Annotated in this window: 21 protein-coding genes and 1 riboswitch; of the genes, 13 read left to right on the top strand and 8 right to left on the bottom strand. The window is 32.6% G+C overall.

From position 1 onward, the window contains the following. Positions 1-62: 62 nt before the first annotated feature. Together ABD941_RS00380 and ABD941_RS00375 are read left to right on the top strand one after the other, a co-directional pair. Positions 63-704, top strand: coding sequence for a peroxiredoxin (locus ABD941_RS00380; protein WP_345271905.1), 642 nt, complete (start codon positions 63-65; stop codon positions 702-704). Between the two features lie 94 nt (positions 705-798). Continuing rightward, on the top strand, positions 799-972 hold the full coding sequence (locus tag ABD941_RS00375; protein WP_345271904.1) for a hypothetical protein: 174 nt from the start codon (positions 799-801) through the stop codon (positions 970-972). Between the two features lie 70 nt (positions 973-1,042). On the opposite strand, the gene ABD941_RS00370 is transcribed toward ABD941_RS00375, so the two are convergent. Next, the gene (locus tag ABD941_RS00370) at positions 1,043-3,463 is read right to left on the bottom strand and encodes a TonB-dependent receptor (protein WP_345271903.1); all 2,421 of its coding nucleotides are present in this window, start codon (positions 3,461-3,463) and stop codon (positions 1,043-1,045) included. A 243-nt stretch (positions 3,464-3,706) separates the two neighbouring features. Here ABD941_RS00370 and ABD941_RS00365 point away from each other — a divergent pair, with 243 nt between their 5' ends. Further along, positions 3,707-4,750 carry a glycosyltransferase gene (locus ABD941_RS00365; protein WP_345271902.1) on the top strand — a complete coding sequence of 348 codons (1,044 nt, stop codon included), beginning with the start codon at positions 3,707-3,709 and terminating at the stop codon, positions 4,748-4,750. Positions 4,751-4,767: 17 nt separating this feature from the next. Here ABD941_RS00365 and arsC read toward each other — a convergent pair whose 3' ends face one another. The 3 genes from arsC to prfB all read right to left on the bottom strand — a co-directional run bounded on the left by arsC (position 4,768) and on the right by prfB (position 6,856). Next, entirely contained in the window at positions 4,768-5,109 is a 342-nt protein-coding gene (gene arsC / locus ABD941_RS00360; RefSeq protein WP_345271900.1) for an arsenate reductase (glutaredoxin), read from the bottom strand. Then, positions 5,109-5,726 carry an HAD family hydrolase gene (locus tag ABD941_RS00355; protein ID WP_345271899.1) on the bottom strand — a complete coding sequence of 206 codons (618 nt, stop codon included), beginning with the start codon at positions 5,724-5,726 and terminating at the stop codon, positions 5,109-5,111. Before ABD941_RS00355 ends, arsC begins: the two co-directional genes overlap by 1 nt. A 19-nt stretch (positions 5,727-5,745) precedes the next feature. After that, positions 5,746-6,856, bottom strand: a protein-coding gene (gene prfB / locus ABD941_RS00350) for a peptide chain release factor 2 (protein ID WP_345271898.1) whose coding sequence is annotated in 2 segments (ribosomal slippage) — positions 5,746-6,792 and positions 6,794-6,856 — 1,110 coding nt in all. Because the reading frame shifts where the segments join, the coding sequence is not laid out codon by codon here. Between the two features lie 186 nt (positions 6,857-7,042). Here prfB and ABD941_RS00345 point away from each other — a divergent pair. Together ABD941_RS00345 and ABD941_RS00340 are read left to right on the top strand one after the other, a co-directional pair. Further along, positions 7,043-8,272, top strand: coding sequence for a class I SAM-dependent rRNA methyltransferase (locus ABD941_RS00345; protein ID WP_345271897.1), 1,230 nt, complete (start codon positions 7,043-7,045; stop codon positions 8,270-8,272). Positions 8,273-8,338: 66 nt separating this feature from the next. Then, entirely contained in the window at positions 8,339-9,286 is a 948-nt protein-coding gene (locus tag ABD941_RS00340) for an NAD(P)H-dependent flavin oxidoreductase (RefSeq protein WP_345271896.1), read from the top strand. Here the strand turns inward: ABD941_RS00340 and ABD941_RS00335 are convergent. After that, on the bottom strand, positions 9,275-9,631 hold the full coding sequence (locus tag ABD941_RS00335; protein WP_345271895.1) for a hypothetical protein: 357 nt from the start codon (positions 9,629-9,631) through the stop codon (positions 9,275-9,277). The genes ABD941_RS00340 and ABD941_RS00335 overlap by 12 nt on opposite strands. A gap of 158 nt (positions 9,632-9,789) precedes the next feature. On the opposite strand from ABD941_RS00335, the gene ABD941_RS00330 reads away from it, so the two are divergent. The 3 genes from ABD941_RS00330 (at position 9,790) to ABD941_RS00320 (ending at position 12,269) form a co-directional block, all read left to right on the top strand. After that, positions 9,790-10,395 carry a pyridoxamine 5'-phosphate oxidase family protein gene (locus ABD941_RS00330; protein ID WP_345271893.1) on the top strand — a complete coding sequence of 202 codons (606 nt, stop codon included), beginning with the start codon at positions 9,790-9,792 and terminating at the stop codon, positions 10,393-10,395. Between the two features lie 28 nt (positions 10,396-10,423). Beyond that, a riboswitch (cobalamin riboswitch) is annotated at positions 10,424-10,552 on the top strand. A 107-nt stretch (positions 10,553-10,659) separates the two neighbouring features. Continuing rightward, positions 10,660-10,812, top strand: coding sequence for a hypothetical protein (locus ABD941_RS00325; protein WP_345271892.1), 153 nt, complete (start codon positions 10,660-10,662; stop codon positions 10,810-10,812). A gap of 341 nt (positions 10,813-11,153) precedes the next feature. Then, positions 11,154-12,269, top strand: a complete 1,116-nt coding sequence (locus ABD941_RS00320) for a T9SS type A sorting domain-containing protein (RefSeq protein WP_345271891.1) — start codon at positions 11,154-11,156, stop codon at positions 12,267-12,269. Positions 12,270-12,313: 44 nt separating this feature from the next. Here ABD941_RS00320 and ABD941_RS00315 read toward each other — a convergent pair whose 3' ends face one another. Both ABD941_RS00315 and ABD941_RS00310 read right to left on the bottom strand, forming a co-directional pair. Continuing rightward, a complete protein-coding gene (locus ABD941_RS00315; protein WP_345271890.1) occupies positions 12,314-12,886 on the bottom strand; it encodes a GNAT family N-acetyltransferase in 573 nt (190 codons plus the stop codon). A gap of 104 nt (positions 12,887-12,990) precedes the next feature. Then, positions 12,991-13,626 carry an alpha/beta hydrolase gene (locus ABD941_RS00310; RefSeq protein ID WP_345271889.1) on the bottom strand — a complete coding sequence of 212 codons (636 nt, stop codon included), beginning with the start codon at positions 13,624-13,626 and terminating at the stop codon, positions 12,991-12,993. Positions 13,627-13,678: 52 nt separating this feature from the next. Here ABD941_RS00310 and ABD941_RS00305 point away from each other — a divergent pair, with 52 nt between their 5' ends. The 5 genes from ABD941_RS00305 to ABD941_RS00285 all read left to right on the top strand — a co-directional run bounded on the left by ABD941_RS00305 (position 13,679) and on the right by ABD941_RS00285 (position 18,620). Continuing rightward, positions 13,679-14,104, top strand: coding sequence for a PaaI family thioesterase (locus ABD941_RS00305; RefSeq protein WP_345271888.1), 426 nt, complete (start codon positions 13,679-13,681; stop codon positions 14,102-14,104). Continuing rightward, entirely contained in the window at positions 14,104-15,240 is a 1,137-nt protein-coding gene (locus ABD941_RS00300) for a chorismate-binding protein (RefSeq protein WP_345271887.1), read from the top strand. The genes ABD941_RS00305 and ABD941_RS00300 overlap by 1 nt, the downstream gene beginning before the upstream one ends. A gap of 52 nt (positions 15,241-15,292) precedes the next feature. Continuing rightward, positions 15,293-17,053, top strand: a complete 1,761-nt coding sequence (gene menD / locus ABD941_RS00295; RefSeq protein ID WP_345271885.1) for a 2-succinyl-5-enolpyruvyl-6-hydroxy-3-cyclohexene-1-carboxylic-acid synthase — start codon at positions 15,293-15,295, stop codon at positions 17,051-17,053. 97 nt (positions 17,054-17,150) lie between these two features. Further along, positions 17,151-17,489 (top strand): DUF2853 family protein, encoded by a 339-nt coding sequence (locus ABD941_RS00290; protein ID WP_345271884.1) that lies wholly within the window; start codon positions 17,151-17,153, stop codon positions 17,487-17,489. A gap of 300 nt (positions 17,490-17,789) precedes the next feature. Further along, the gene (locus tag ABD941_RS00285) at positions 17,790-18,620 is read left to right on the top strand and encodes a CvfB family protein (protein WP_345271883.1); all 831 of its coding nucleotides are present in this window, start codon (positions 17,790-17,792) and stop codon (positions 18,618-18,620) included. Here the strand turns inward: ABD941_RS00285 and ABD941_RS00280 are convergent. Further along, a complete protein-coding gene (locus ABD941_RS00280) occupies positions 18,612-19,040 on the bottom strand; it encodes a hypothetical protein (protein ID WP_345271882.1) in 429 nt (142 codons plus the stop codon). The two genes, ABD941_RS00285 and ABD941_RS00280, sit on opposite strands and share 9 nt — an antisense overlap. Positions 19,041-19,260 lie beyond the last annotated feature (220 nt).

Genomic DNA, 19,260 nt, shown 5'->3' with positions numbered 1-19,260 from the left:
CTATATTCATGTAAATATTAATTTGCACTAAATACTTTTTATTAATTTAACTAAAAATAAAAATGGCAACAATACGATTAGGTGATGAAGCACCAAACTTTACAGCACAATCATCAGAAGGCAAAATCAATTTTCATGATTGGTTAGATGATAGTTGGGGAATTTTATTTTCGCATCCAGCAGATTACACCCCAGTTTGTACAACAGAATTAGGAACCGTAGCAAAATACAAAGCCGAATTTGATAAACGGAATGTTAAAGTAGTTGCATTAAGTGTTGATGGTGTTGAATCTCATCACGGATGGATTAAGGATATTAACGAAACCCAAAATACAACAGTTAATTTTCCAATTATTGCAGATGAAGATAGAAAGGTATCTGAACTTTATGATATGATTCATCCAAATGCGGATAGTAAATTGACTGTGCGCTCGGTATTTGTAATTGGTTCTGATAAAAAAGTAAAATTAATGATTACTTATCCAGCATCTACAGGTCGTAATTTTGATGAACTGTTGCGGGTTATTGATTCCTTACAATTAACAGCTTATCATAAAGTAGCAACACCTGCCAATTGGAATAATGGAGATGATTGTGTGGTTGTACCTGCAGTTGCAACAGCCGATATACCAAGTATTTTTCCTAAAGGTTATAAAGAAATAAAACCTTATTTGAGAATGACCCCACAACCTAATTTGGATTAGTGAAAAACTCTGTTAATAAATTTTAATTTGATATTGTATAAGACCCACCTTTGCATTATCTTTGCATAAGATTTTTTAAAAGACACTTACAATTATGTTTGATTTTGATCAATATTTAGGCTTTTTAGCATTCTTAACTATCTTAACAATAGGATTTTGGTTAATGATATTTTTATTAACTTTTGTAATTCCTTATTGGATTGGAGGTTCTTTAATTGAAAGATTAAAAGAAATGCGAGAAGAAAGAAAAGCTAAGCGTCAAGCTTAAAAACATATACCATATATAAAAAAGGAAGCTAATGTAATGTTAGCTTCCTTTTTTATTTAATAGCGTATTGTTACATTTCAATACCACCACCGTTGAAACCTCCTTGACGTTCTCGTTTTTTCTTTTGGTTAAACCTGTAAGTAAATGATAAGTTATAAGTGCGACCACCTCTAAACTGAATCTCCTGATCGGTTGTAAATGTATCTGTGGTGATATGGTTTCTAAAAATTCGGGTATTAAACACATCTCTAACATTAAAGGCTATTGATGCTTTTTCTTTAAATAAATCTTTACTAAAGGCGGTGTTTATAGAACCTCTTCCTTTTCTATCGTTTTGTGCATCTTTATTGGGACCTCTATAATTCATGTTTGTTTGCCAATCAATGTTATAGGGTAGCGTTAGCTTATTGGTTAATCGTGCAGACCATGTTAAATTATTTGAACCTAAATCTATACCTTCAAAACCGCCTGTTCTTTCTAGTTTGAATATATTAAAATCGGTGTTAATACGCCATTTTCTAGTTGGATTATAGTTTAGGTTAAATTCAAATCCATAGCGATTATCGGTTGCTAAATTTACTGGACCTCTTTCAACAACAGGAAAGTCTTCACCATCAATAGTAACGATTTCACCAGTTTCTCTGCTTACAAAGGCTATAACATTATCAGAATGTTGGTAATATATTGCAGAGCTTAAAGTAAATTTTCCAAATTTGTTTAAATAACCAAGTTCATATTTACTACTAAAAGTAGGGTCTAAATCTGGATTCCCTTGAAATACATTGGTTAAACTTGACCTAGATGGAAAAGGATTCATCATAAATCCTCTTGGTCGTTGCAATCTTCGGTTAAAACCAAACATGATGCTTTGGTCGTCACTTATTTCATAGTTTAAATTTACCGTAGGAAATAAACCTGTTAAATGTTTCTTTTTAAAATCACCACTTGTAGGTTGGTCTAGAGTGGTACTTGTATTTTCCATTCTTAGTCCAAGTAGATAAGAAACTTTATTGATTTTACTACCAAATTGGAAATAAGCAGCGGTTATATATTGTTTGAAATTAAGAATATTGGAAAGGTTTGTATTTAATTCAAATTCATTTGAAGTATCATTAAGCAATAAAACCTCAAAATCTGTAGTTGTATTGGTGAAATTGCCACGATAACCCATTTCAATTTGACTCATTTCTCCGATTGGTAAAACGTAATCAGACTGTAATAAAATATCTGTTTGATCTTGCAAAGTGCTAACAATATCTGTATCAATCCCATTGGAAATTATTGTCGAATTTTCATCTTGATCAGATTTTTCATATTGAAAATCGAAGCTAAACTTGTGGTTACTCTTTTTAAAATCTTTTGTGAAATTCACAGAATATTGAATCGTTTTAGCATCTTGTTTTTCTGGGTCTAATCGAATATTCTGACTAGTAAGTCCTGTCGTTTTATCTAGTTGAATAAAGTTGTTAACAGCGTTGTTTTCATTATCATTATCTCTGTATACAAGAGCAGTGGTAAGCGATGCGGTTTTATTTATGTACCATTCTAAACCTAAGTTTGTTGTAAATCCTTTTCTGACATCTGTCCAATCTCTTTTTTCATCTAAATCTGGGGTGTTAATATCAAAATACTTAACATCATTGTACCAATAGCCCAAAGTCTCTCTATAATTATAGGATGAGGTGTTAAAAAAATTAAGATCTCCCGTCCTATAATTTATGTTTCCAGAAATACCGGCGGCGTCTGGGTGACCAATATTTGCTGTTAGAGCCCCATTAAGCCCTTGTAATTTGCTTCTACGTAAAATAATATTTAAAATTCCGGCAGTTCCTTCTGCTTCATATCGTGCTGAGGGCGATGTTACAACTTCAACTTTTTCGATAGCATCTGCAGGCAATTGACGTAACGCATCTGTTGAGTTAAGCCCCACCAAGCCAGAGGGTTTTCCGTTAATAAGAATTCTAACATTATCGTTACCTCTTAGGGCAACATTGCCTTCTGCATCAACAGAAACTGATGGTACATTGTCCAGTACATCACTAACGGTACCGCCGCTAACCGTTAAGTCCTTACCAACATTATATATTTTTTTGTCAAGACGAATTTCAACCGTTGTACGTTCTGCAATAATTTCAACTTCATCTAATGATTCCGTATCTATTTCGAGTAAAAAGCGACCTAAATTTTCAGGTTTTAATATGTTTTTATCAGAAATTGTTATCGTTTTAAAAGAAATATATTCAATAGTAATATCATATATACCGGTTTGAACGGGCATACTAAAGTTCCCTTTGGCATCAGTTATTCCACCAGTAATAATTTTATTTTTACGTTTACTAAAAAAAGCAATAGTTGCGTATTCCAATGGCTGCTTGGTTTCTTGATCGATAACAAGTCCTGAAATGGTAACTTCTTTTTGTTCTGGTCTTTGAGCAAAACCAAATAGTATTGATAAGGAAAAAAGTATTAGAAGCAGAGAAGATTTACCCATTAAAAGTATTTTGGTAGTTAGACTACAAATTTAGGGTTTGGTTTATTCAGATAAGGTTAAAGTTCTGTTAATAGAATGACTTTTAGGTTTCTTATATGAATATAAAAGTGAGTTGTTAAATTTAATGGGTGTTTTTTTAATATGTATAGAAATTGTTTGTTTTAAGGTGATATTCTGCATTTTATCCTAAAAAAATGTTTAATGTGATTAATAATAGTAAGTTTACTTTAAAAGTCATATAATATGAAACTTAGTATTTTGATTGCTATGTATAATACTGAAAAATACATTGGTAATTGTCTGGAAAGTTTGATTAATCAAGATATTAAAGTCGAAGATTATGAAATTATAGTTATTAATGATGGGTCTACAGATAATAGTGTATCAGTAGTTGAATCTTATATTAAAAGAAATAAAAATATTGTATTATATAATCAAAGCAATATTGGTATAACTCAGACAAGTAATAAACTATTAAAATTAGCTAAAGGGAAATATCTTTATAAGATTGATAGTGATGATTATATAGCTCATAATACGCTAGGTACTCTTTTGAAAATTGCCGAAAAAAGCAACCTTGATGCCTTGGGTTTTAATTCTTGTAAGACAACACGTTTAGATTTGCATAAACTAGATACAGAAATAATTTCTGAAGATTTAAAAATATGTACAGGTGTGGAATATTGGTCAAAATCTAATAATCCCAAATCTAGCGCAAATTGGTATTTAATAAAAAATGATTTTATTATTAAAAATAATATAACGTTTGAATTAGAAGATAACCCAATGTCAGATACACCTTTTACATTTCAATTGTTTATTGCAATTGAAAGATTTGTGTTTCTTTCAAATGTAATTCATAGATATGTTCAAGTTCCAACCTCTGGATCTAACAATAGAAATGCAAATCATTTAAGAAAAAGAATATTAAAACGAAAGGCTTTAATTAATAAGTTAAGAGCAATTTCTGTAAAACTTGAGAATAAAGATAAATCGAAGTATATTGGGATAATAAATAGTTTGAAATTTTGGAGTGATGTTAATGTTTATTTTTTGTTTCAAAAGTTTTTATATGTGAATATTTCAATTGGAGATATAATTAAAATCCGAAAGGAATTAGAGCAAATTAAAGCTTATCCCATGATAAGTTTTACTGGAGACCAATCTTTTTCAAAAAAACATAAACTAATTACTAGTTTTTTAAACCATAAATATTTGTTTTTTGTAGGTCTTTATCCGCTTAGAATGTTAGTGAAACTTAAATTACTAAAGCTTAGTTTTAGATAAAAATCATGAATTTATAATTAAATAATATCTAGAATATTTTCTGGAGGTCTACCAATAACAGCTTTTTTTCCATTAATCACTATGGGGCGTTCTATGAGTTTTGGGTTTTCAACCATGGCTTTTATAATTTCAGCATCATTAAGTTCTTTTCCTTTAAAATTGGCTTTCCAAATAGTTTCATTCTTTCTAACTAACTGAATAGGCTTTATGTCTAATAGATTTATGATGTCTTTTAGTTCTTTAGCAGAAGGAATATTATCAAGATACTTAACCACTTCAAATTCTTTTCCTGACTTTTCAAGCAGTTCTAATCCGCAACGCGATTTGCTACAACGGTTGTTATGGTATATTTTAATCATTATAAATGGATATTATAGTGTTTTAATTGCTCAATGAGCTGTTCTGGAGATTTAAATTGAATGCCGTTAATCCCTAAATTATTGGCAGCTTCAATATTCCTTAAGTTATCATCTATAAATATAGCGTTTTCAGCTTTTATGTTGAAACGTTCTAGAGTTAGGTTGTAAATGTCATCAAAAGGTTTTCTGGTTTTTTCTTCGCCTGAAACAATAATGCCTTCAAACCAATGTAGAAAATCGAAACGCTCCAGAGCTATAGGGAACGTTTCTGCACTCCAATTAGTTAGAGCTACCACTTTATAATGATTAGATTTAATAAAGGTATCTAAAATTTTTACGGTACCGTCAATAGCTTCACCTAACATTTCAATCCATCTGCCATAAAACATACGGATATGCTTTTCATGCTTAGGAAAAAGTGTTACACGCTCCTCTGTAGCTTTTGCTATGGGGTAACCGGCATCTTGATTTTCATTCCAATCGTTGGTACAAATATTATCAAAAAACCATTGCATTTTTTCGCGGTCACCATTAAATACATCTAAAAAAACATACTCTGGATTCCAATCGATTAACACACCTCCAAGGTCAAATATTATGGTATCAATTGTATTCATCTGGATATTATATATTATTTTATAGCTGATTATCGTCTTCTACTTTTTGTCCCATCATCATTAAATAAGATTTTAGGAACTCGTCTATATTACCATCCATGACAGCATCAACATTTCCAGTTTCATGAGCAGTTCTAACATCTTTAACCAATTTGTAAGGATGCATCACGTAGTTTCTGATTTGACTTCCCCATTCAATTTTCATTTTTCCAGCTTCTATATCTTCACGTTGTGCCAATTGTTTTTGGAGTTCTATTTCATATAATTGCGATTTAAGCATCTGCATAGCTCTAGATCTATTATCATGTTGTGAGCGGGTTTCTGAACATGAAATTTGAATACCAGTGGGTTTGTGGGTTAGTTGCACTTTGGTTTCAACTTTATTGACATTTTGTCCGCCAGCACCACTAGAACGGGCCGTGGTGATTTCAATATCTGCAGGGTTGATGTCAATTTCAATAGTATCATCTACTAAGGGATATACATAAACCGAAGCAAAACTGGTATGGCGTTTGGCATTACTATCAAACGGCGAAATACGTACCAAGCGGTGTACACCATTTTCGCCTTTAAGCCAACCAAAAGCAAAATCGCCTTCAATTTCTAATGTTACAGTTTTTATACCGGCTACATCACCTTCTTGAAAATTGAGTTCTTTTACTTTAAACCCACTTTTTTCAGCATACATTAAATACATCCGCATAAGCATGCTTGCCCAATCGCAACTTTCGGTACCACCAGCACCTGCAGTAATTTGAAGAACGGCGCTTAAACTATCGCCTTCTTCCGAAAGCATATTTTTGAATTCGATATCTTCAAGAAGTGTCGCTAATATATTGTATTGTTGCTCTACTTCTTCAGCGGTTACTTCATCTTCTTTATAAAACTCATATAAAACCTCAAGGTCTTCAATACGGGTTTTTGCTGTATTATAATCTTCTACCCATTTTTTTTTGACACGAAGCGATTTCATTATAATTTCTGCAGCTTTAGAATCGTTCCAAAAATTGGGGTCGAAGGTTTGTTCTTCTTCGTTTTGTATTTCTATAAGTTTGGCGTCTATGTCAAAGATAGTGCCTAAGTTTATCGAGGCGGGTATTAAGATCTTTAATTTGATCTGATGTTATCATGTTTATTTTCTTTTTAACAAAAGTATGGTTTAATTTTTTTTAGATGAAGATTAATTTTCATAATATTTTTATAGAAGATTTATATGATATTATTATGTTTTTATGGGCGAATACTATTTAAGAAAAAAAGCTAAGAAATAATTGTTTCTTTGTAAATTCAATTTACAATTAAAACATATCGTATACATGTCTTTTTCTCCAAAAATCAAATCAAGCTACACCCCAAAACGTTTAGCTGTTAAGCTAAATGCAAAAGGAGAACAGTTTGTTGTACGAGGACATCCTTGGGTGTTTTCTAATAATATTATCAAAATAAACGATAATACAAGCTCTGGAGATTTAGCCATTGTTTTTAGTAAAAATAAAAATCGCGTTATTGGTTTAGGCTTGTATGATGCCAATTCTCCCATTCGGATTAAAATGCTTCATAGCAGTACGGAAAAAGCTGAAATTAATTCGGAGTTTTTTAAAACTAAAATTAAGTGCGCTTATAATAAACGCCAAGCTTTATTAAAAACAAATACAAACAGTTATCGTTTGTTATTTGGTGAAAATGATGGATTCCCAGGCTTAATAGCCGATGTTTATGCCTCTGTTTTGGTAGTGAAGATTTATTCTGAAATATGGTTGCCTTATTTAGAAACCATTATACCGAGTTTGCAGGAAACTAGTAATGCAGAAACTGTTGTGATTCGTTTAAGCAGAAGTTTAGAGCAATCTAAATCACATCAATTAAAAAATGGTGATGTTGTTTATGGAACTTTAGAAAATGAAGTTATTAAATTTATTGAGCATGGTGTTCACTTTTCAGCAAATGTAATCAAAGGACATAAAACAGGTTATTTTTTAGACCATCGTGCCAATAGAAAGCAAGTAGGTGAGTGGAGCAAAGGGAAAACAGTTCTAGATGTGTTCTCTTATGCTGGTGGGTTTTCGGTACATGCATTATATCATGGTGCAAAAGAAGTTACAAGTCTTGATATTAGTAAGCAAGCTTTAGAAATAGCCATCCAAAATGGGAAGCTAAATACTTTTAAAGGAACACATAAAACCATAGCTGGTGATGCGTTTAATGAACTTAAATGGCTTATTAAAAATAAGGTTACGTTTGATGTCGTGGTTATTGATCCACCAAGTTTTGCTAAACAAGCTTCTGAAATTGAACTTGCAAAAAAGAAGTATGCCCAATTGGCTGATTTAGGAGAAAAACTTACCGCTAAAAAGGGCTTGTTGGTTTTGGCATCATGCTCATCTCGAGTGTTGGTGCAATCTTTTTTTGATATAAATAGTCAAGCTTTGGCTTCATCTAACAGACGCTACCAAATGATTTTAAAAACAGGCCATGATACCGACCATCCTATTGGGTTTCCAGAAGGGGCTTATTTAAAATGTGGCTATTATCGTTTTTTAGAGTAATCAATATAATTTCATTTACTATGCATGCATAATATTTATTATATTTGTTGAAATCTATTCAAAATCATGAAAACTAAACTAACAGAACTTTTAAACATTAAACACCCAATTATTCAAGCACCTATGTTTTTGGTTTCTAATGTAGCCATGGTTAAGGAAGCTATGCATGGTGGTATTGCAGGTTGTATACCAGCTTTAAATTACCGAACGCTTGATGAATTACGAGTCGCTTTAAAGGAACTAAAAGCAGCCAAGCCAGAAGGCGGTTCGTTTGGATTTAATTTAATTGTAAATAAATCGAACGTTAAGTATAAAGGGCAATTAAAAGTGATTTGTGAAGAAGGTTGTGACTTTATAATAACGTCTTTAGGAAGTCCTGAGGAAACGATTAACCAGGCCCATAAAGTTGGAATTAAGGTGTTTTGTGATGTGGTAGATTTAAAATTCGCTAAAAAAGTGGAGGACTTAGGTGCAGATGCTGTTATAGCTGTAAATAATCAGGCTGGAGGTCATCGAGGCGATAAATCACCAGAAGCCTTAATTAAAGAATTAAGTACCCATTGTAATATTCCAATAATCTCTGCTGGAGGTGTAGGCTGTAAAGCCGATATTGATAATATGCTGCGTTATGGTGCCGAAGGCGTTTCGGTAGGAAGCCCCTTTATAGCCTCTGTTGAAGCTGGTGTTACCGAGGAATACAAACAAGCCTGTGTAGATTATGGCGCAGACGATATTGTTATGACCGAGCGTATTTCTGGCACGCCGTGCACCGTTATTAATACGCCTTATGTACAGCATATAGGAACCAAACAAACCTGGATAGAATCTGTTTTAAACAAAAACAAGAAACTTAAAAAATGGGTAAAAATGATTCGCTTTTCAATAGGAATGAATGCCACTAAAAATGCAGCAACAAAAGCCACTTATAAAACCGTTTGGGTTGCAGGGCCAAGTATAGAGCATACCAAAGACATATTACCAACTAAAACTATTATTGAGCATTTAGTTAACTAAAGCAGTATCCTTATGCTTTTTATCCTTGTTTTTTCCAATAAATAAATTAATTGTGGTACTTGCTGTTAGTCCACCTAGAGCCGTAGCTACGATTTCGCCAGTATCAAATATATTATTTTTTTGTCCACTGTCACGTACTTCTTTTGCTACACCTGCAAGAACAGAAGTGCCTAAACTGTACCAAAATGCTTTTTTCTTGTCTTTTGTTTTTAAGTAGACGACTGTGTACGTTCCAGCTGAAATAACTGCCCCGGCTCCAAAGTGAAGTCGGTCATCATAAGATACAAACTGAGCGCTGCAATAACTTGTAAAGCACAAGGTAAAAATGATAATTAGAATTCTCATATAGATGATTGGTTTTATTTCTATAATGTTAGATAATATTTATAATAGGCTTAATAAATAATTGATGAACTACCTTTTTATTTGGTTACCATGAACTTTTATTATTAATCAATTTTAAAAATGGTTACTTTTGGTTAACATCTCTAATAGGGCTTATTATGAAAATAAAAAGTGAATCTCAACTTCGTGAATTATATGGTTATCCAAAAGGTCGGGCCAAAGATAAAGTATTAAATCATTTAGAAAAACATGCCATACATTTTATAGAAACCTCGCCTTTTTTGGTCATGTCTACCTCAAGTCATGACGGAAAACAAGATGCGTCGCCAAGAGGTGGAAGTTCCGGGTTTGTAAAAGTGATGGATAGTAAAACATTGGTTATTCCTGATGCCAAAGGCAATAATAGGGTAGATAGCATTTCTAATATAGTTGAAACGGGCACCATAGGTGTCTTGTTTTTAATTCCCGGTATTAATGAAACCCTTAGAATTAATGGAAGTGCTTACCTATCAACAGATACAGCATATTTAGATGTGTTTACATCTGAAAAAAATCCACCGAAAGCTTGTATTGTTATTCGTGTTGAAGAATCCTTTTTACATTGTGCAAAAGCGTTTATGCGATCCAAATTATGGGAGGGCTCTGCACAAATTGATAGAGACACATTTCCAACCATTGGGCAAATGCTTAAAGATCAATTAGGTTCTACAGAAGCACCAGAATCTCGAGAGGCAATGGAAAAGCGTTATGAAAAAGATTTGTAGCATTTGTTCACGACTTCCTAAAACAATATTTTTGGGTTTATTATAAAGGTTTAGCATTTGCTAGTTAAAAAGGAATTGTTTTAAAATCACAAGCTGTCGCGCAACTGTAAGTAATGTTAATTACAAGCCAGATACTTCCTTTATAAAAAGACAACCAGTGCTTTCGCGATTTAGAGCCAAGTCAAGATATATTTAAATAGACTATTAATTTTTTTAATAGTTTGTCTTGCTTCTTTATAACCACTGCACTATATAAAAGAAGTTATGCGCATAACAAAACCATTACGAGGACCACTATTATGCTGGGATATTTATGCCATGCATTTAGCAGAACAAGCTATTAACTTTAATAAGCAAAACCCTAACGTAGTTACTTATGCTGAACGTGTTTCAGTATTGTTTGATTTATGTTACTAAAACGACGTCACATCATTAAAGTTAGTAAATATTAACGGAATGCCTCAAACTTAAATTAATATATGCATGCGTGAAGCTCTATTGTTTTTGAAGAGTATTTTACCGTTTAAAAAACCATAAAATAGATAAATGCTATGTCTTACTAAATTAGTATAGCCCTTTTACAATTTATAAAACAAAAAATTATAAAAACATCTGCTTTTTTAAGTTTATTATTTAAATATATTCAACTGAAGAGTGTATTTTTGATTTTATCTTATACTTATTGCGTAACCTAGAACAAGCTCCATATTATATGCTTTGAATATTTTAACTAAATACAACCTAAATACTTTAAAACCATGAAAATCAATTTTTACTTAATTTTATTTGTAACGCTATTTTTTTCTCATGGTTTGATTTTTTCACAAACTTGCTTATCAGGAGGTGTTGATTTTTCTAATCAGTTACAAATCGATGAATTTCAATTAAACTATCCTAATTGTATTGAAATTTTAGGAAATGTGGAAATTAACGGAAATGACATTGTTAATTTAGATGGATTAAGTACTATTAACGTAATAAATGGGAATTTAAATATATTTAATAATAATAACTTAAATAATATTACAGGACTAGCATCTTTAACAACAATTGGCGGTAATTTATTTTTTAGAGGTAATAATTTAATATCTTCTTTAGCAGGTCTCAACTCACTTAATAGTATTGGGGGATTTCTTGAGTTATTTGAAAACAGTTCGTTAAATGATATTTCAGCGTTGAGTCAAATTACTTCAATAAATAAACATATATTTATTTCATTTAATCAATCATTACAAAACTTTAATGGACTGCATAATATCGTTAGTATTGGTCACAGATTGGAAATAAGTAGAAACTCAGTATTAAACTTAGAAGGCTTAGAATCTTTAACAACAATTGGGGGAACTCTATATATCATAGATAATGATGAATTAATTTCATTAGAGGGACTTGAGAACTTAAACTCTTTAAATAATTTAGAGGTGAATTTTAATGATAATATTCAAAGCCTAAATGGAATTCAAAATGTTGGAAGTTTTAATATTATAGAAATGCAATATAACCCTAATCTCACGTTTTGTTCAACTGATAATATTTGTTCACATTTGGAAAGTGGTGGCTCAGCTACAGTAACTAATAATAGTAGTGGTTGTAGTAGTATAACTCAAATAAATACTAACTGCGATACTTTGTCGATAAATACATTTAAAATTAATGAAATTACTATTTACCCAACAATTGTTAATGATAAACTTACTTTTTCAGGGATAGATGCTTTAACTGAAATTCGCATATTTGATGTTTCGGGAAAAGTTACTAAAGCATTTAAGACTCTAGAAAATAAAATCGATTTAAGTAGTTACAAATCTGGAATCTATTTTATACAGTTTAAAACCCAAAATTTAATAAGTATAAAAAAAGTTATTAAATTATAACTGCAGAAATACCAATCATAATATGAATCCGATAAGTACAACCTCTAAAAACCATTAAAAATTTTAGATTTAATCCCGCTCCATTCGGTATTCAAAACACCAAAACAACAAGTATTCCGTCTAAACCCATCCAGCATCAATACGTTTTTACGTAAAAGGCCTTCAAAGGTACCACCAACTTTTTCAACAGCTTTTCTAGAGGCCATATTACGTTCATCCACTCTAAACTCTACTTTATCAAACTTTAAGGTTTCAAAGGCATATTGTAGCATTAAAAATTTCATGTTTTTGTTTAAGCCTGTACCTTGAAATTCGCGTCCAATCCAAGTGGCACCAATTTCTAAAACGCTGTTATGCCAATTGATGTTCATATACCGTGATGTACCAGCATAGCTGTTGGTTTGTTTATCAAAAACAATGAATGGCAAGGCGGTATTGTTGTTATACCAATCTAAAGCCGTTTGTACGTAGGCTTTTAAATCTTCGGGCGTATCAATTTTACTCGGAGAGTATTGTACGAGGTTTTCTTGTTGGCTAATTTTCGTTAGGTGTGTGTAGTTGTCTAAACTTAACGGCGATAGCTTTACGCGGTTGTTTTCTAGTGTTGGTATGTTCATATCGTATACGTTATTGCGAATCCGGCTTTTTTTGCTTGATGTGGCAATCTGTTTGTTAGTTACTATGTTGTTTCTCTAGCTTTGTCATTCCTGTAAAAGTCAACTTACACTAAACGATTTACAATATCAACATTCACTTCATGTTTACCATTAAACATCATGATATGTAATTGGTCTTTAAATAAATCCTTTGCTTTTTTTGTTTCAGATTGCAAACGTTCTTGATTGATATAAGTATCATGAGTGCCACAAATCAAACTCACTTTGGCTTTTAAAAACGCAAAATCTTCAGCATATAATTCTTTAGGGATACCACCCGAATGCAATACGAGTTGCGCACATTGCAATTGTCGTTTTACAACATAGCGTGCCGCAACGCTAACACCTTGCGAATATCCAAAAACAATCAAATTAAGATGCTTGGGAATATTCTCGGCCTCAAAAATAGCATCAAAATTCCGCATCACGTTTTCCGTGTCTTTTAGCGTAGTTTCTTTAGTTAGCCAACTGGCACCAACATGTTTAAAATCCGGTTTTATATAGTATTTGCTACTGGCTTGAGGCGCAATAATATAATTTTCGTCTGTTGGCAAGTCTTTAAAATATTTTAAAAAATACCGACTTAAATAGCCCATACCATGACAAACAAACCATACATTTTTGGTTGATTTACTCAGGGTGTTTAGGGTCGAATAGGAGTTGGTTGTGGTGTATGATATTTCTTTTTCTTCTGAACCCATTTACACTTATGTTTTGTATTTTTGTTAGCGATTTTAAAAATACATTAATTCTATGCAATTATCTAAAAAAGCGCTCTTAGAACGCTTTCAGGCTATGGCTAAAAATACTTTATTGGAAACTTTAGAAATGGACCTAGTTGACTTTGGTGATGACTTTTTAATATTAAAAATGCCAGTAAATTCTAGAGTGCACCAACCTGACGGCGTACTTCATGGCGGTGCTACAGTGGCACTGGCAGAAACCACAGGTAGTTTTGCAGCTGAATTATTTTTAGATACCGATCAGTTTTTTGTACGCGGTATAGAAATTAATGCCAACCATGTAAAGAGTGTGCGCGAGGGCTACGTATATGCAAAAGCTGCATTTATCCATAAAGGCAAAACCACCCAGCTATTTGAAATTCGTGTAACCGATGATAACGACAACTTAATCTCCTTATGCAAGTTAACCACCATTGCGTTACCTAAAAAGAAATAATGATTTCAGACGAATTTTTTGAGCGTATTGATACACATTATCAAGACCAACTTCCTTTTGTAGCATACAGAAAACCTAATGACACTAAAGTAAACGGGTTACTTCAAGGCAATGATAATTTATACTACACTAAAGATTTTACCGAAAAAGGTTTTGTGTTTTCCCCTTTTGATGCTACTGAAAAAACGGTGCTGATTCCAAATGAAACATCTGAAGTTATCAGTTGTCCAAAGTTTACTATCATTCCAGAGAATCTTGATAATAATCGGGAAGACATCCAAGCACTTCCTAAAATAGAATTAGTAGAATCAAAAGACTTTCACATCAATCTTGTAAAACAAGGTGTTGCAGCCATTAAAAATTCAGAGTTCAAGAAAGTGGTTTTATCGAGACAAGAAACGGTAAACATAGAAGAAGCTCATCCTATTTCAATTTTTAAAAACCTATTAAACACATATGCATCGGCATTTGTATATTGTTGGTATCATCCTAAAGTCGGGTTGTGGTTAGGTGCTACCCCAGAAACCTTAATAAAGATTGAAGGCAAACGCTTTTCTATTATGGCACTGGCAGGTACACAGGATTATACAGGTCATTTAGAGGTGGCTTGGCAAGAAAAAGAACTACAAGAACAACAGTTTGTTACCGATTTTATAATAGACAACTTAAAGCCATCAGTTGAAAGCTTTACCGTTTCAGATGTTGAAACCGTAAAGGCTGGTAATTTGGTACACTTGAAAACCATGATTTCTGCACAGTTAAAGTCAGAAACTAACTTACAACACGTTATAACAGCATTACATCCAACGCCAGCAGTTTGCGGTTTGCCAAAACAATCCGCTAAACAATTCATACTAAAGCACGAAAATTACAACCGTGAATTCTATACGGGTTTTTTAGGCGAACTGAATTTAGAAATAACCAAAGCACCGCGTTCTGGACGACGCAATATTGAAAACAGAGCCTATGCCATTACTAAAAACAGCACACAATTATACGTGAATTTACGCTGTATGCAACTTAAGAACCAAACGGCCATTATTTATGTTGGTGGCGGTATAACTGAAAGCTCGAATGCAGAAAGCGAATGGGAAGAAACGGTTTCAAAATCTTTAGTGATTAAAAACATTTTATAAGTATTCAATTTAACATCCTATTTCTTATTTTTACGCTAAGATTAATGCGTACATGACATACCCGAAAATTCCGCTAGCACAAACTGTTGTTCAATTGTGCAAAGCGAAACATATAAAACATATAGTTATATCGCCTGGCAGTAGAAATGCGCCTTTAACCATAGGGTTTACTCACGATCCTTTTTTTAAGTGTTATAGTATTGTTGATGAGCGTTGTGCTGCTTTTTTTGCTTTAGGTATAGCCCAGCAATTGCAAGAGCCAACGGCTGTAGTTTGCACCTCTGGAAGTGCGCTTTTAAATTATTACCCAGCTGTAGCCGAAGCGTATTATAGTGATATTCCTTTAGTGGTTTTATCTGCAGACCGCCCAAAACATTTAATAGGTGTAGGCGATGGGCAGACCATTAACCAGAAAAACGTATTTGAAAACCATATTCTATATTCGGCAAATTTAAAACTGGATTTAAAAGATGAAAAACATGTTCCGGAACATGAAGAACTACCCCTTTTAAAGAATTTAGAAGATAAGTTTGAGCGTCTGCTAGGTTTACAAAAAGATATCCAAACCCATAACGAGGAAGAAACCAATCTGGCTATTAATTTTGCCAGATTTAAAAATGGCCCTGTACATATTAATGTGCCTTTTGATGAACCGCTTTATGAAACGGTCGATACACTAAGTGTAACCCCAAAAGTTATTGATGTTAAGACAAAACCAGTAAAAATTGAAGATTATGTATTGCAATCTTGTTTAGAGGATTGGAACTCGGCATCTAAAAAAATGATTTTAGTAGGGGTGAATGGCCCAAATCAAATAGAAAAAAAGTGGCTGGATGAATTGGCGGAAGATGATAGTGTTATTGTACTGACCGAAACCACATCAAATTTACACCATCCCAGTTTTTTTCCGAGTATAGACCAACTTATTGCACCGCTTACAGATAAAGAAAAACAGGAACTTCAACCTGATATCCTGGTTACTTTTGGAGGTTTAATTGTGTCTAAAAAAATCAAACAGCTTTTACGAAAACATAAACCCAAACACCATTGGCATATTGATAATAAAAAGGCAAACGATACGTTTTTCTGTTTGGATACCCATATTGAAAAAGCACCCAATGCCTTTTTTGAGCTTTTTTTGCCAAGAGTAACCCATTATGTAAAGAGTAATTATAAGCCTACTTGGACTGCTGTAAAACAAAGCCGATTAAATAAACATAAAGTCTATTTGGAACGTATTCCGTTTTCGGACTTTAAAGTGTTTAGTACTGTTTTAAAAACCATTCCAAATCATTATATATTACAATCGGGCAATAGTTCTACGATTCGTTATACACAGTTGTTTAAAATTGATAAAACCCTTAAAGTGTTTTGTAATCGAGGGACGAGTGGGATAGATGGCAGTACATCTACCGCAATTGGTTGTGCTGTGGCCAATAAAAAGCCAACGGTATGTATTACTGGCGATTTAAGTTTTTTATATGATAGTAATGCGCTTTGGAATAGCCATATACCTAAAAACTTTAGGATTATTGTAATGAATAATCAAGGTGGTGGTATTTTTAGAATTTTACCTGGCCATAAGAACACAGAGAATTTTGATACTTACTTTGAAACTAATCATCGGCTAACAGCTAATCATTTATGTGATATGTATGGTTTTAAATATGAATCGGCTTCAGATGAATTGAGTTTAGAATCAGCATTAAAAACATTCTATTCTGAGGCTGACCAACCTAAATTATTAGAGGTTTTTACACCTAAAAACATTAATGATCAAGTGCTATTGGATTACTTTGAATTCTTAAAGTAAGAATGTGACTTATGGATAATTTTTGTGTCTAAAAAATAGCTATCTTTATAACAGCTATCAATTTATTTTATTAACACATTTAAAAAACGAAATCATTATGAGTAAAAGAGATGAGCTTATTGCAAAATATGCTGCCGATTTAAAAGACAAATGCGGTGTTAACGCCGACATGGATTTATTAACTAAAGTGACTATTGGTTGTGGTCCATCTATTTATAATGCAGATTCTTCAACAGTTTCTGGTTCTGATGCATCTGAATTAGCTACCGTAAAAAACAATTTCTTGATTAAAAAATTAGGATTAAATGATGGCGCTGATTTAGATAAAGGTATTCAAGTTGTTATGGATCAATATGGTCAATCTAACCGTAACAAGTATAGAGCAGTAGTTTATTATTTACTGACTAAGCATTTTGGAAAAGAGTCTGTTTATTAGTAGAACTCAATTTATATAAAAGTATAAAGCGTTGCATTATTGTGGCGCTTTTTTTTGTGCTAATAATTATGGTTTTTGATTTTAGGTGGCTTTTGAGAGTTGTTGCTGCGAACAATTGCGTAAGGGATAGCAGTGGAAAGCCCACAGGGATTCCCGATAGCTATCGGGACGAGCGAGGACTTGTAGCGTATAGCCCGACGCCGACCTTAGGAGGCGATACGCCCAAAAATAAACCAATAAAGCTTTAAGTTGTGTTGCCATAAACTTAGGGTAGGATTGAAAAAATGTTACCTTTGCCGCATGATACATTTAGGACAGATAAATACACTGGAAATACTTCGTGAAACAGACCACGGTGTATATTTAATAGATAATGAGGATAACGAAGTATTGCTTCCAAATCGCTATGTTCCAGAAACATTTAAAATTTGGGATAAGATTAATGTTTTTGTGTATTTAGATAATGAAGAACGCCCTGTGGCTTCTACCGATATGCCTTATATCATGCGTGATGGTTTTGCTTTATTGCGTTGTAACCAAGTAACGGATTATGGTGCATTTTTAGATTGGGGTTTGGTTAAGGAGTTATTTTGTCCGTTTAAAGAGCAAGCTTTTAAAATGAAACCTGGAGGCTGGTATTTGGTGCATTGTTATTTAGATGAAAAAACGGATAGGTTAGTGGCATCGAGTAAAACCAATCGGTTTTTAGATAATAGAGAGCTTACGGTTAGTGAGTTCGAGGAAGTTGATTTAATCGTATCACATCCATCCGATATTGGTATGAATGTTATTGTAAACAAAATCCATGCTGGTTTAATTTATAAGGACCGCATTTTTAAAGATCTTAGTGTTGGCGATAAATTAAAAGGGATTGTTAAAAAAATACGCCCAGGTAATAAATTGGATATTACTTTAGGTCAAATAGGTTATAGAAATATAGAGCCAAATGCAGAGCGTATTATACAAGAACTACAAGATAATAGTGGGTATTTAAACTTAAATGATAAATCGAGTCCAGAAGCTATAAAGGAGACACTTCAAATGAGTAAGAAGAATTTTAAAAAGGCTATAGGAACTTTATATAAACAGCGCCAAATAGAGATTAAATCGGATGGTATTTATCTAGTTTAAAGAAAACGCACCGCTATTTCTTATTTTATTATAAACCGTGCTAATAGCTTCGTTAATCGAATCGTAATCCACTTTTTCCGATATACAAAAATCATTTTCAATTTCGGCATTCATTTTCCCAGCAAGATCATGACCTACAACACCATAGGCATATAAGTTTTTAGTTTTCTTTCTAAATAATGGTGCATCTATAAGATTTACCGAATATGAGTTAATGCGATTAGCTATAACGCCGTAAGGCTCAGTATCTCCAAAATAAGATTTTAGTTCATCAATTATTGTTGATGCGTTATTAATATCAAAATGCACCCCTTCATTAAGCTCCACAACAGCTAAGTGATTAAAGAAAAAGATATTCCCTAATGGGTTCTCTACGAGCTTTAAAATTTGATTTGAAAAATCAGATTCCGTTATTTTCATGTTGATGCAAATCTTTTCCTCGTTTGCTCTAGGGGGTTAAAATGATGCATTTATAAATTACTGTAATAGTAATACGTAAATAAAATGAATCACTAAGCTTTATAAAATTGCGCTTGCAAATATACTATGCTTACATACTATAATAAAGTTAAATATCTACAAACTAGATTATTATGGTGTTTTAATTAAAATGGATTAAAACTTTAAAAAAGTACATGGT

The sequence above is a fragment of the Flaviramulus aquimarinus genome, assembly GCF_039543205.1.
GTDB classification, from domain to species: domain Bacteria; phylum Bacteroidota; class Bacteroidia; order Flavobacteriales; family Flavobacteriaceae; genus Flaviramulus_B; species Flaviramulus_B aquimarinus.
The sequence above is the reverse complement of the archived record's forward strand: the minus strand, read 5'-3'. Positions and strand labels throughout refer to the sequence as shown.